Source organism: Nostoc sp. NMS8 (genome assembly GCF_017115045.1).
GTDB lineage: Bacteria > Cyanobacteriota > Cyanobacteriia > Cyanobacteriales > Nostocaceae > Nostoc.
The window spans coordinates 38,668-52,687 of sequence record NZ_JABXKK010000102.1 but is presented as its reverse complement, the minus strand read 5'-3'; the positions used below and the strand labels follow the sequence as shown (position 1 = coordinate 52,687).

Below are 14,020 nucleotides of genomic sequence, written 5' to 3'. Positions count from 1 at the left end.
ACGACCCTTATTTATGAATTCACTATTTTGTTATTCTGTCAATGCGTAAGTCCTATAATCCTAAGTCATGCAGGCGATCGCTACGACAACCCCTTAAGGCGTACGCGCAAAATTTCAGCTTGCTTCTGTGCTTCTGCTAAGGCTTCCCGCGCGCCCTGTACCACGTCAGCCCTAGCTCTATCTACGAAACTAGGATTGTTTAATCTGGTACTTAGGGATTGAACTTCAGCTTCAGCTTTGCTCAAGCTTTTTTCTAGCTTGGCACGCACAACCTCAATATCTACCACACCGCTGAGAGAAATTAGCACTTGTATTGTACCAATTACACCTGCGATCGCATTTTCTGGTTCTTGTGGTTGTTCTAGTTCTCTCTGCGGAAAAAATCGGCTCCATATCCTAAGTCTCGCTTGAGCAGTTAGGAAATTTTGGCTAACAAACCAAGCTGTGTAACCAAAACCAACTAGTTCAAAGAAAGTTCCGATGATGGGAATTTCATCAATGGCATACCCCGCAGCTAAACCCAATCTACTAAAGATAATGGCCACAATAATTAAGCCAATTGTCTTCAAACCCCTTTGAGGTTTTTTAGCAGCAACAGTTTGGTTTTCTTGTTTGTCAGTAATGGTTAAAGTCTCAACCTTCGCCAAATCTTTAATATAAGACTGTCCAGAAGTGAGAATTTCCCGCTCTTTCTGGCTTTCAGTTTGCAAATTCGCTATTACTTTTACCCCTGGCTTAATATCCGCCTCAGCCCGCAAATTCCGAATTGTGCGGATAGTATCAATCAGTAATTCAAACTGTTCTTCTAAAGCTCGATCGATTAAGTTTGCATCTACCTGGGGATAGAGTTGCAATGGTAAAGTTTGAGGTGAATCTGCTGATTGTTGCGTGAGAGTCTGCCAAATTTCTTCGGTAATATGAGGCATGAAGGGATGAAGCAGTTTTAAAATTCCTTCCAGAACGTAACCAAGAGTTTGCTGTGCTACCCGCCGCGATACTGGGTCGGCATCTGCTTGCAATCTGGATTTCACCAGTTCAATATACTGATCGCAGAAATCACCCCAGATGAATTCGTACAATCCCTTGGCTGCTTCCCCTAAACCATAATTATCGATGTAATTAGTGGTTTGTTTAACAACTTGATGATACCGCGAGATGATCCAGCGATCGCTCAATTCGTTAGCTACTGGATTCCCCAATTGTTGCGGCGTTTGTCCATCCAAATTCATCATCACAAACCGGGCTGCATTCCACAACTTGTTAGCAAAGTTGCGGGATGCCTCTACCGATGCCGATTCATCCTTTTTGCGATCGTATCCTAAGCGGATATCTTGACCAGCGCCAGCCACTTCCCTAATTAGGGTATAGCGCAGGGCATCAGTACCATATTTGTCAATTAATAACAGCGGATCAATACCATTACCTTTGGTCTTTGACATCTTCTGACCTTTTTCATCCAGCACCAAGCCGTGGATGTAAACTGTTTGGAAAGGCATTTGCCCAGTAAGATGCCCAGCCATCATAGTCATTCTGGCTACCCAGAAAAAAATGATATCAAAGCCTGTCACCAAAGTCGTAGTCGGGTAGTAAGTTGCTAAATCCTGAGTTTGTTCTGGCCAGCCTAAAGTTGAAAACGGCCAGAGTCCAGAAGAAAACCAAGTATCTAGCACATCTGGGTCTTGTTCTAAATTGACATTTTCACCAAATTGTGATTTGGCTTTCTCCCAAGCTTCAGTTTCCGATTTCGCTACTACAAACGGCGTGTTATCGGTAATTTGCCCACCCGTTTCACTGATAGCGTACCAAGCCGGAATTTGGTGTCCCCACCATAATTGCCGAGAGATACACCAATCAGTGAGTTTTACTAGCCAATCACGATAGACTTTTGTCCAGCGTTGGGGGACAAACTCTGGGGAAGTTTGCTGGTCGAGGAATTCGAGAGTGTTGTCAGCTAAGGGGCGAATTTTGACGAACCACTGAGTTGAGAGGAGAGGTTCAATAGGTACTTTACCGCGATCGCTGTAGGGAACGGTATGCTTATAATCTTCTACCTTCACCAAAAAGCCATCTGCCTCTAAGCGAGAAACCACATTTTTTCTAGCAACAAAGCGGTCTTGTCCTTGAAACTCCCCAGCGTTGGCGTTGAGAGTGCCGTCTTTGTTCATAATGTTGATAAACGGCAGATTGTGACGCTTACCCATGTCAAAATCGTTCGGGTCATGGGCGGGAGTTATCTTTACGCAACCCGTACCGAAAGTGGGATCAACATATTCATCGCCAATGATCGGAATTTCTCGTTGTAGAATTGGCAGAGTTAGAGTTTTACCAATGAGATGTTTGTAGCGATCGTCATTGGGATTAACAGCTACAGCCGTATCGCCCAGCATTGTTTCTGGTCGAGTTGTCGCCACCTCTACAAAACCGGAACCATCGGTGAAAGGATAACGGAAATGCCAGAGATTTCCATTCACCTCTTGATTTTCCACTTCCACATCAGACACAGCCGACTGAGAAGCGGGACACCAGTTAACTAAATATTCACCACGATAAATTAGGCCTTCCTCGTAAAGACGAGTAAACGCCTCGACAACAGCTTTGGATAAACCCTCATCCAGAGTAAACCTTTCCCGCGACCAATCCACCGAGACACCTAAGCGTCGTAGCTGATTAAGAATCGTTCCTTCAGACTCCGCCTTCCATTGCCAAGCGCGTTCTAGGAATTTCTCGCGCCCCAACTCGTAGCGAGTCTTACCCTCTTTTTTGAGTTGATTTTCCAGCATACTATGCACAGCAATGCTGGCGTGGTCAGTTCCGGGTAGCCACAGGGTATTGCGCCCCTGCATCCGGTGGTAGCGCACGAGGGTATCAATCAACGCACTTTCAAAAGCGTGACCTATATGTAAGTTACCGGTGACATTCGGCGGTGGAATGACGATGCAGTAGGGTTCGCCGCCTTTGTTGGGGTCAGCTTTGTAAACTTGGTTGTCTTCCCAGAATTTTTGCCACTTGGCTTCAGTGGAAAAAGGGTCGTAAAGACTGGGGAGATTGGGAATAGTTGCGGTCATGCGGGAAAACTAAGGAAGGACTCTAATAAATTTTGCCACAGGGTTGGAAGCTGGTTTGTTTAGCAATTCTCGAAATCGTGGGTGTACCCCTTAAAAAATCTGGAAATGCGAAATCTATTCTTAACCCTTGTAGCTATCTTGGTAAATTCCGTAGCTGACATCTGTAATATTCGCTCAGAAAGACTCATGAAATTGAAACCAGGTTTATTTCAACTCATCGTGTTCGTTATGACTGTATCGTTACTTGCATCTTGTGCGACAACCCCAGAAGCAAAACAGTCAGATTGCATCTCCAAAACTTCGCCGAACCCTAAACAACAACCCAATAACTGTTCACCCTCATCTACTAATAGTAGCGGCACAAGCGGTTACTCCGGTGGCAGTAACAATAGTCGCGGCACAAGTGGTTACTCTGGTGGCAGTAGCATTAGAAGAAGCAGTTTTGGTGATTCATCAGAGGTCGGTACTTCCAGCAGTTCTTCCAAGGGTCGTAGTGGTTTTGGTAGTTTTGGTCGCGGTGGTCATGCGGGTGGATAAGAGAGTTATGAATATTTTCAACAGTCCTCAACGAAAGCGTCTATTTCAGTCCATGAAAATGGGTTGGTACAACTTTGCTCCTATTGAAGAAGGAACAGGTATACCTCTAACTGACCAAGAAACACCCTACGCTCTTTATTATTGCCATCAAGTTTTACCGCAGACGATACAAGAAATCCGGCAAGCATCGGAATTAGTCGGTAGTGTTTTAACCCAAGCGTGGGGAATTATCCGCACTCTTGATGAGGATACACTACTTTACTATGGATTTCCTGAAGATACCATCAAGTTAGTTAAATATGACTTCCTCGCACCATTTTGTATGCGTCTTGACTGGTGCTGGAATCTAGAAACGGGGATAAAAAAAGTAGTAGAAACTAATCCCCAAACTCCTAGTTTTTGGTTTGAGTGTACGGACGGCAATAACAAAGTTGCCCAACATTTTGGATTGCAACAACCAGATTTAGATGCTCAAAAAATCTTAAAAAGAACACTCAATCAGCATATAAATAGAGCCGCCTTAAATTTGGGTAAACCAATTACAGACTGTCGTGTGGCATTTACAGCTTTGAATAATGCCGAAGATTTAGGAACTATGCGATGGTTGAGCAAGAATTTGGAGTTCAAAAGTGCCATTTTACCCTTAGAATATCTTGGCATAAAAGATGGTGAATATCTATTTGACCAGAGAACAAAAAAACCAATAGATATCCTCTTTATGTGGTATCCAGTGGAATGGTTAATCCATGATACTGATGAAAAAGGTGAAAGATTATGGCCGGCTCTAGAACAACTAATTTTTGAGAATAAAATTGTGATTGTGAACTTTGGTTCTGCCTTTGCACTACAACCAAAGAGTGTATTTGCCCTAATTACAGATTTGGGATATGACTTTTTTGCTGAGAAAGATGCTGGGACAGTTTGGGAATATTTTCCTAAAACATCACTGAGTGCAACAGGAATAGGTAATTCATACTTTGCTAAACCTATTTTAGGAAGAGAAGGTGAAGGAGGATTTGCAGTTAACTCAGGAAATATCTCTGCGCGTGGTAGTAATAATGACCCTTGGTATACACAACAAAATTATGTGTATCAAGAGTTACTAGAGTTTCCTAAACTAGAAATTGATGGTAAGTCAATGACTCAGGTTTGGGGAGCATGGCTATATAACAATGGTAATGACAAGTTTATATCTGGAGGTGTAGGAATGCGTCTTTCTGAAGGGGAAATTACAGATAACTTATCCTATTGGTGTCCTATTGGATGCTAATTTTAATAGCATCGATAATTAGAGGCAAACATGAAACCTCAAACCACCACCCCTTCGCCCTGGACATACATACCCACCCTATATTTCACCTCCGGCATACCTTACGTCATCATCAACACAGTTTCCGTAATCTTTTACAAAAAACTCGGAATCGATAACGCCCAAATTGCCCTTTGGACAAGTTTTCTCTATCTACCTTGGGTCATCAAAATGTTTTGGGGCCCAATTGTCGATATTTACTCTAGCAAACGCAAATGGATACTTTATACCCAATTTGCCATGTTCTGCTGTTTGGGTTTGATAGCATTCTCCTTACAACTGCCAAATTTCTTTTTCATCTCCCTCGCAACATTAACAATAGGAGCATTTATTTCTGCAACTTATGACATTGCTACAGACGGCTTCTATCTGCTGGCTTTATCTCCAGAACAACAAGCCTTTTTTGTCGGCATTCGCTCACTATTTTATAGAATGGCTGTCATTTTTGGTTCTGGAATATTAGTAGTCTTAGCAGGTCAGCTTGAAGTATCTCTCAATAATATTCCTTTAAGCTGGACTATAGCCATTGGCTTCTCAGCTTTAATTTTAGCAATTTTGTTTATTTACCATCGCCTAATTTTACCCTTACCCGAATCAGACAACCAACGACAAATACAAGCTAGGGAAAATATACCTTTTTGGGCAATCATTAGCTCATATTTTGCTCAGGATAAAATTATCAATATTTTGGCATTTATCTTACTTTACAGACTTGGCGAAGCAATGCTTGTGAAAATAGCCTCTTTATTTTTATTGGATAAACCAGAAGTAGGTGGTTTAGGGCTATCAACATCAGATGTGGGGTTAGTTTACGGAACATTTGGGGTAATATCCCTAATCTGTGGAGGAATTTTAGGAGGTTTGTTAATTTCAAAATATGGATTAAAAAAGTGTTTGTTTCCTATGGCTTTAGCTTTGAATTTACCTGATGTATTTTATGTGTATATGGCTTACACCAAGCCTTCGCTAACATTAGTGTATCCGTTGGTTTCTTTGGAGCAATTTGGGTATGGTTTTGGATTTACAGCTTTTAGTGTTTATTTAATGTATATCTGCAAAGGTGAATATAAAACTTCTCATTTTGCTATCTCCACTGGCTTTATGGCTTTAGGAATGATGTTACCAGGTTTAATTAGCGGTTATCTACAAAAAACTTTTGGCTATCCATTATTTTTTATCTTGGTTTGTTTGCTGACCATTCCTGGGATGATTGCTCTCTTTTTTATACCTTTAAAAGAAGAAGCAAAGCGTCAAAATAATTAGCATTATTACAGTTCATGAGTCATGTTTTGGGAATAGATGGCGGTGGTAGCAAGACTGTTTGTATCTTGATGGATGATTCGCGTCAAGTGCTAGGTCGTGGTGAAGCAGGGCCATCTAATTATCAAACTATAGGTATCGAAGCAACTTTACAATCTATTCAATCAGCAATTTATAATGCGGTTGAAGCAGCAACCATTACAAATATTGTGAATATTGATGCAATATGTCTGGGTTTAGCTGGTGTAGGTCGTGCAGCAGATATAGAAGTAGTAAAAGATTTAGTTGATGAGTTGCAGAATAACAAATCTCTGCCCATTAACTGGGCATTACAGCTAGCGAATATTGTAATTTGTAACGATGCTTTAATTGCTTTAGTTGGTGGAATTGGTCAGCCTGTAGGAATTGTAGTTGCAGCCGGTACTGGCTCGATAGTTTTTGGACGAAATCATCAGGGAGATACGAAGCGAGTCGGCGGCTGGGGGTATATTTTAGGAGATGAAGGTAGTGCCTATAAAATTGCGATCGCAGGCATGAACGCAGCATTCAAATCTTATGATGGATGGGAAATGTCAACGAGTTTAGTAGAGGCTTTCAAACAGCACCTTGACTTAAAAAATATAGAAGATTTAATAGAAGTAATATATCGCCGAGAATGGGGAGTTAAACAGATAGCTGCTTTAGCACCAGTTGTAGATTTTGCAGCCGCATCAGATGATATAGTAGCGAATATCATAATTGATGATGCTGTAAAAGAGTTAGTAAAAGCTACATCTACAGTAATTGATACAATTTTTACTGCTGACTCGGCTTTAGAAGTCGTCACAACAGGAAGTGTGTGGCGCGGTAGATGCAATATCCATGAAAGATTTGTAGCGTCTCTTGTTAAGAAGTTTCCTAATGTAAATGTGATTTTTCCGAGATATGAGCCTGCTTATGGTGCTAGTTTGTTAGCGTTACAGACAACTCAAAATTGACGCGAAGAAAGCAATAATATAAGTTTTCAGTCTGCAAATATACGCCCCAAAAAAGTTACTATTTCAGACCAAGCTGCGGTGGTAGCACTAGAATCATAACGATAACCGTCGTCGCGCATAAATGTATGCTCTGCTTCATACAAGAAAACTTGGTGAGAAATGTTAGCATTCTCAATTGCTTTTATTATGGTTTTGCGATCGCTATCTGGTATATGAGGATCAAGAGTACCAAATACCATTAGCATCTCGCCTTGAATTTCATTTACCCTCTGGATTGTATCGGCTACCTCTTTACCCAGTTTACCACTAGGAATCCCAGTCGGGTAACAGCAAACGGCAGCCCGAATTTCGCTTTGAAATGCGGCGCGGAATGCTAAATGTCCACCAATACAAAAGCCAAGAGTGCCTATTTGATTTGGAGAAACCGCACTCTCTGTTTTCAGAAATTCAATCACAGCAAGGCAATCGGCATCATAATCAGCTACAGAGGTTCGACGCGCATCGTCATTTCCCCGCATCCTTCCCAGATCGTCTGGTTCAATTACTAAACCAACAGGCTCTATTCGGTGAAAAATTTCTGGGGCTGCTACTACATAGCCGTATCCTGCTAAGTAGTTAGCTAGACGAATCATTGCATCACCTAACTGATAAATATCACTATAGAACACAATACCAGGGTATTTACCTGCTGCTTTGGGAGCCGCTACATAAACACGCATTAAGCTGCCATCTACTCTTAACTCAACGTTGCGCTTAGTGATTTGCACTTTTTGTCCCCGTGTTACGCTTGCTGTCATTAGCTTCTACACCATAGCGCCGCAGCATCCGGTTACTTTCGACCCACAATTTGGCGTTATTTTACCAGTGAAAGTTTGTTGCGATCGCCTTAATACACTCAGTAAAAGCTACATCTACAGTAAAGGACTTTCAACAAATAAATTATTCAATTTTATAGGGTGAGCGTCTTGCCCGCTTTTAACTACTAAGCAACCACGTATCATATCTTTACGTGTTTGTACGATAGCATTTTATTTATTAAACTCAGTACGATGAAATTACTAGTGAGATAAACTAGTAAAAATTTTTATTTTTAATATTGGGATTTTTTATGGATAATAATCAAAATTTAAAAACAATTTTTTCTTGTAATCCCTTTGAAGTAGTTAAACAATATAAAAATAAGCATAAGGGCAAGGATAATAATATTTATAGTTCTCAAGAACATAAAGATTTTCAAAACACAGTCAAGCAACCTTTTATGAATTTTTGCTACTTACTATATCAACAGATACCATGTGAAATTGCTGCCAATAATTTTTATGAAATAACATCGGATAAATTAATTGACATAGATATTGCTATATTAGTATCTCCTTACAAAATAAGTTTACATAAGTACTTAGATATATTTTCATTATTATATATAGAATTAAAAGAGGTTTTGCAGTAGAGGAATTAATTAACATTTTACAGCAATTAAATCAGGCGATCGCAGATAAAAACTACGAAATTAGTATTTCATTTTTCCTAACAGATAAATTAAAGGAAGACATAGAAGATATATGGCGTATGGAAATTGAGCCATATTTAGAAGAGTACTTTTTTAACCAGCTAGAAAAAGTAGATAAGTTTCGCTGGGATGGAATCAAGAATAAACTATGCATATAAACCCAGTAGAACCAAGAATTATTGAATTTACAGAATACGAAAATAAATCATTTCAGCGTAATGAAATACCCGATTCAGCCGCAGTCGAGTTATATGAAAAATACAAAACACAACTAGATATAGAATTTCCTAGCTATACGACGAGACAACATTGGAAACTCAAAGCTAAAGGATGGGTAGGTTACATTCCGGTCACTCCTGAATTGCATATAAAAATAAATCCGAAAGTGCCTATCAAAAACCTCTTCGGAATGCTGGAATATGCCTACAATTTAAAAGGTTTTCGCTTTCTCGAAGGGCTAATGGATTGTGAATCTCTAGAGAATTTTTATAATAATCTGGCTCATATCTTAGCCGATAAAGTTTTAGAACGGTGTCGCAAAGGATTATATCGTACTTATTTGCCTAAAACACAGCAGCTTTCTTATGTGCGGGGAAGGCTAGATGTGCAACACATAATTCAAAAGCCGTGGGATGTTAAACTGAAATGCGATTACGAAGAACATACGGCTGATATTAAAGAAAATCAAATTTTAGCATGGACACTTTATATCATTGGTCGTAGCAGTTTATGTTCAGAAAGAGTATCACCAACAATACGAAAAGCTTATCACGCTCTACAAGGATTAGTAACGCTGCAACCTTGTAGTGCAGAAGATTGTATCGCCAGACAGTACAATCGCCTCAATCCCGACTATGAACTATTACATAATTTATGTCGATTCTTTTTAGAAAATAGTAGTCCAAGTCATGAGAGGGGAAATTACAAAACCTTACCATTTCTCGTCGATATGGCACATTTATATGAGCTTTTTGTTGCCGAATGGCTTAAGAAAAACACGCCACAAGGCTATTTTTTCAAACAGCAACATCCAATAGAAATTAGTCCAAATCGGTATTTCAGTATAGATATATTACTGTGTAATACTGCTACTGGCAAAACAATAGCAGTTTTGGATACAAAGTATAAAGCCCTAGAACTGGCAGGATATATAGATATTCATCAAATGATCAGCTACGCCAATACAACAAAATGCGAGCAAGCCTTTTTGATATACCCCAAAGACTTGACACAGCCACTAGATATTAAAAGTGATAAAATCCGAGTCCGCAGCCTCACCTTTTCCCTAGATGATAATCTCGATCGTGCAGATCAAACTTTCTTAAAAAACCTTTTTCTCGTAATCCCTTTAGAATCCACACCAATAATTAGAAAAGGGGACAGATGACATTCGCTTGCTGCGAAGCACCCATCCCCGAATAGCTGCCCAGATGATGAACCTGGAATCTATAGTCCGGTATCTAATCATCCAAGTATCGTCCGAGATATATGGATTGTCACTGGGATAGATACTGATTTAGAAGATATCTACTAAAAGATGCGGTGTTGATTAACCCCTTTTTCTCTCTCCCATCGCCAACAGCGCTGTACCGTAAGCTGCTTCTGTGTAAACTGACGCTACTACAGGAATCTGCAAATTACGCGCTCTAATTGCAGTCCAAGTATGATTTGCTGCACCACCACCAGCAGTATAAACACGGCTCAATTTGTCTGCTCCCATTGTCTGTAATAATTCATACCCTCGTGCTTCTATGCGGGCAATGCTTTCTAACAACCCATGCAGAAATTCCACTGGATTCTCTGGGCGTGGTTCCAAACGTGGGGGTAGATTGGGATCGTTAATCGGAAAGCGATCGCCTACCTTCAACAATGGATAATAATCTAACTCGCTGGCAATTGAAGCATCAATCTCCCGGCTAAGGCTTTCTAACTCAACGTTTGTGAAAAATTTCTTTAGTACTGCACCCCCAGTATTAGAAGCACCCCCAGTCAGCCATAAATCACCCAATCGATGGCTGTAAATCCCATATCTGGCATCTTCTACACGGGTATGACTTAACAACTTTAGTACCAACGTTGAACCAAGAGAAGTTACGCCTTCACCTGGTAATTTTGCCCCACTGGCGAGAAAAGCGGCAATACTATCAGTTGTACCAGCACACACCAGACAATCACGGTGGAAACCGAACTTATCCGCAATCTCAGGACGCAATTCTCCAATGGGAGTACCAGGTGATAAAACTTTGGGTAGCTGAATCGATATTTGTAACAATTCTAGCCATTCTGGGTATTTCAACTCTTCCACGTCATAACCCAGCTTTAAAGCATTATGGTAATCGCTAACCCCCAACTGTCCATGTAGGAGAAACGCCAGCCAATCTGCTTGATGCAGGAAATATCTAGCTTTACTAAAAGAGGGTTGTTGCCTCATCCACAAAAGTTTGGCTAGGCTAGAGGTGGCACTCAACACGGTATGATTGGGGGGTGCGATATTCCTCAAATGCTTTAGGACAGATGATCCCCGCGTATCGTTGTACAAAAGTGGTGCATCTACAGGATTGCCAACAACATCGACTAGCAAGACAGTGGAAGAAGTCCCATTGATTGCGATCGCTTTAATTTCTCGCCGCAATTGGTCAGGTATTTGTTCCACCAACGCAAACAATGCCTCCTGCCAAATTTTTGGCGTAACGGCGGCTAGTGAGTCCTGGAAAGGATATCGCACTTTAGCCTGAATATAAGAAGCTTCCTCGTCAATCACCACGCCGCGCGCGCCAGATGTGCCGAAGTCAATACCCAAATATAAATTCATATTTTTATAAATTTTTTTAATGGAGAATAAATAAGGACTACTGACTAATAACTGCTTTTGTTGCATCTTGTAACAAGATATTCCACAATCTTGGCAAAACAAGGAAAAGTAGTAAACGAACTGTTCAAAATCTATTCAGGTTAGGAGGTTTTTAGCCATGCCTATCTTAGATACTCTGTACATTGCTCAGGTGTCTTCTCTCTCAGATACTCAAGTCTACATCGCTCTAGTTGTGGCGCTGATTCCAGGAGTTCTTGCTTGGCGATTAGCCACAGAACTTTACAAATAACGCTCCGATGTGACACAGTTAAAAAGCTAATAATCCTGGCAGTACGGGGTGCAATTTCCAGAAACTTGTGGTTTTATGCCACAAGTGGCTAGAAACCTTGCACTTACGTAAGCCAGGTTATTTTTTAACTAGTGCGACACTTGTAGCTATTTCAAAAAAATGAAGTAATATGACAGCTAAATCAAGCATTCAGGAGTGCTAATCTCTGAGTGCTGAGTGGACAGGAAGAAGTAATGAGTAAGAAGTAGTACTTTTGAATCTTCCCACTTTAAGCCGAGGCACTAGCGACTCTGAACTGATTTGATGCTAAGTTCTAATTCAGTTCTAAGTAGCAATTACTGAGTTTTGAAAAACTTTTGACACTCAGCACGGACTAAACCTTAGCTATCCGCTAACAGCACTCATAACTCAGCACTCTTGATAGTGCTTCCTACACTAAGCGAGGTTATCTTTTAGCATCATGAACGCAATTCAACCGTCCAGACCACCGTCACAACCGATACAAAAACGTCGGATCATTCCTCGACCAAAGCGGCATCTTCGTCAACGTTCTTACCAGGTGATGGGACTGGAAAGCACAGCCAAAATAGCAGTTAATTTCGTCATTACAGCCGTTGCCGCATCTGCGTTAGCACAACTTTTGCCTTATCATTGGTTACAGCAAGAAAAGTTGCGAGAAATCAGTACTGAACTTAAGCAGATGGAAGGGCATGTCAATGGTTTGCAGGCGGAATTTAGCCGTAACTTCGATCCGCAACAAGCTAAAAGTATTAGACAACAGCAAGGATACCGATTTGATCCCAGCCAGCGTCAGGTGGTGTTGATGAATCAAGATCGCCGAGAAGATGAACAAACAAAGTCATTACCCTAAGACAAATAGCGAATTTAGAATTATTTAGGTTTCTTGTGATTCTAGCTATGTATAAACCGGGTGTTAATTTATATTATTGCTAATAAATAATGGTTAATAGCTAATTTTTGAATAGCTATGTAGTTATCATGTATTAGTCATTAGCGATACAGCGTCGCTCCGCTCCAATTCAAAATTCAAAATGAAGAATCTACTTTTTGAACCTTGAATTTGCAAAAAGAAGTAATCTACCAATTAGGACGCTGATTCAGATAGCAACTCATTGAGCCGATTTTCGAGTTGTAAACGCAAGCGATAACCAGTAATATCATTACTATTATCGAGAGAGGGCAGTTGAGTGAGGGCGCGACGATAATCTGCGATCGCACAATTCCAGTCGCCCCAAAGATGGTAAGTCTTGCCGCGTTCAGCCCAGATATGACCTTCTAGTTGACCGAAAAGCAGTGCTACCTCAAAATTCTCAATTGCCTCCTCGTATTGCCCCAAATCGCGCCAGGTAATGCCTCGGTTAATCCGCGCTCGGATATGGCGTGGATTCAAATTAATCGCTTGATCGTAGTCGGCAAGTGCTAGTGCTAATTCTCCACAAGTCGCATAGTAATTTGCTCGGTTATTATAAGCACTAGCCAAATAGGGATCGAGTTTCAGGGCGGTGTTATAGTCGTAAAGCGCTTTTTGTCTTTCGGCACTTTGAAAATAAATCAGCCCGCGATTGTTGTAATCAACGGCATTGCGTGGGTGGCGGCAGATTAGTTGAGTTAAAAGTGCGATCGCTTCGGTATAATCTCCTTGTTGAGCCAACCTCAAAGCACAAGAGCGTAAATCGCTATCCCCGAAAATAGATTCGGTGCGATCGCTCCTCCCCCGGTCTTGAAGTTTGTTTGTAGTATCTAAAACATACTTATATTGCTTACTTTGCTGGTTATCGTCAGCTAAAAATGAGTGAATATTCATCTTTACCTACATTAAAGCCCTGCTTTTTGAAATAAAAGTCTAGTTTTTACTGTTAATGGTTTTACCACTGTGTCTATTTTTAAGGTATTGATGGTTACTTGGAAGCCATCTCAAGACTGAACTTAACTACCCACACTAGTAGAAATCTACGCCCTAAATAAACAATTGCTCCTCAAACCTAATTATGGATACTCGATCCTGAAGGTGAATTCCAGAAACAGCAGACGTGAATCTCAAAGACTAGGAGACTTGCAAATAAAAAAATATTCAATTAACTCTTCTTGTGGGGTGGGCGACACGAGAGCCATATTATGGACTGGGCGCTCATGTTGCCCACCCCACAATATTGGATAATTTATTTCTTGGAGTTCCCTAGTCAAGTAGTGAGAGCGACAAATTGGTAGAATGCCAACAAGCTGTTCGTTAAAGAGGGAGA

12 protein-coding genes are annotated in these 14,020 nt (G+C 40.7%); 8 read left to right on the top strand and 4 right to left on the bottom strand.

The annotated features are described in order from the left end of the window. Positions 1-80: 80 nt before the first annotated feature. A complete protein-coding gene (locus HWQ39_RS26270) occupies positions 81-3,065 on the bottom strand; it encodes a valine--tRNA ligase (protein WP_292851727.1) in 2,985 nt (994 codons plus the stop codon). A 186-nt stretch (positions 3,066-3,251) separates the two neighbouring features. On the opposite strand from HWQ39_RS26270, the gene HWQ39_RS26265 reads away from it, so the two are divergent. From HWQ39_RS26265 to HWQ39_RS26250, 4 genes are read left to right on the top strand one after another with little or no spacing between them, the layout of a single operon-like run. Next, on the top strand, positions 3,252-3,602 hold the full coding sequence (locus HWQ39_RS26265; RefSeq protein WP_292851725.1) for a hypothetical protein: 351 nt from the start codon (positions 3,252-3,254) through the stop codon (positions 3,600-3,602). Between the two features lie 7 nt (positions 3,603-3,609). Further along, positions 3,610-4,872, top strand: a complete 1,263-nt coding sequence (locus tag HWQ39_RS26260) for a glutathionylspermidine synthase family protein (protein WP_292851722.1) — start codon at positions 3,610-3,612, stop codon at positions 4,870-4,872. 30 nt (positions 4,873-4,902) lie between these two features. Next, positions 4,903-6,174, top strand: coding sequence for an MFS transporter (locus HWQ39_RS26255; RefSeq protein ID WP_292851719.1), 1,272 nt, complete (start codon positions 4,903-4,905; stop codon positions 6,172-6,174). Between the two features lie 14 nt (positions 6,175-6,188). Then, positions 6,189-7,148, top strand: coding sequence for an N-acetylglucosamine kinase (locus HWQ39_RS26250; protein ID WP_292851716.1), 960 nt, complete (start codon positions 6,189-6,191; stop codon positions 7,146-7,148). Positions 7,149-7,174: 26 nt separating this feature from the next. Here the strand turns inward: HWQ39_RS26250 and HWQ39_RS26245 are convergent, their stop codons facing one another. Further along, complete coding sequence (locus HWQ39_RS26245; protein ID WP_292851733.1) at positions 7,175-7,915, bottom strand: dienelactone hydrolase family protein; 741 nt, start codon at positions 7,913-7,915, stop codon at positions 7,175-7,177. Between the two features lie 341 nt (positions 7,916-8,256). Here HWQ39_RS26245 and HWQ39_RS26240 point away from each other — a divergent pair, with 341 nt between their 5' ends. Then, a complete protein-coding gene (locus HWQ39_RS26240; RefSeq protein ID WP_292851713.1) occupies positions 8,257-8,598 on the top strand; it encodes a hypothetical protein in 342 nt (113 codons plus the stop codon). A gap of 208 nt (positions 8,599-8,806) precedes the next feature. Then, positions 8,807-10,045, top strand: coding sequence for a restriction endonuclease (locus HWQ39_RS26235; RefSeq protein WP_292851710.1), 1,239 nt, complete (start codon positions 8,807-8,809; stop codon positions 10,043-10,045). 162 nt (positions 10,046-10,207) lie between these two features. On the opposite strand, the gene HWQ39_RS26230 is transcribed toward HWQ39_RS26235, so the two are convergent. Continuing rightward, entirely contained in the window at positions 10,208-11,470 is a 1,263-nt protein-coding gene (locus HWQ39_RS26230; RefSeq protein WP_292851707.1) for an FGGY-family carbohydrate kinase, read from the bottom strand. Positions 11,471-11,627: 157 nt separating this feature from the next. Here HWQ39_RS26230 and psaM point away from each other — a divergent pair, with 157 nt between their 5' ends. Both psaM and HWQ39_RS26220 read left to right on the top strand, forming a co-directional pair. Beyond that, positions 11,628-11,759, top strand: a complete 132-nt coding sequence (gene psaM / locus HWQ39_RS26225; RefSeq protein WP_073641916.1) for a photosystem I reaction center subunit XII — start codon at positions 11,628-11,630, stop codon at positions 11,757-11,759. 460 nt (positions 11,760-12,219) lie between these two features. Then, positions 12,220-12,630, top strand: a complete 411-nt coding sequence (locus HWQ39_RS26220) for a hypothetical protein (RefSeq protein ID WP_292851698.1) — start codon at positions 12,220-12,222, stop codon at positions 12,628-12,630. Positions 12,631-12,864: 234 nt separating this feature from the next. Here the strand turns inward: HWQ39_RS26220 and HWQ39_RS26215 are convergent, their stop codons facing one another. Next, the gene (locus tag HWQ39_RS26215; RefSeq protein ID WP_292851695.1) at positions 12,865-13,584 is read right to left on the bottom strand and encodes a tetratricopeptide repeat protein; all 720 of its coding nucleotides are present in this window, start codon (positions 13,582-13,584) and stop codon (positions 12,865-12,867) included. Positions 13,585-14,020: the final 436 nt, after the last annotated feature.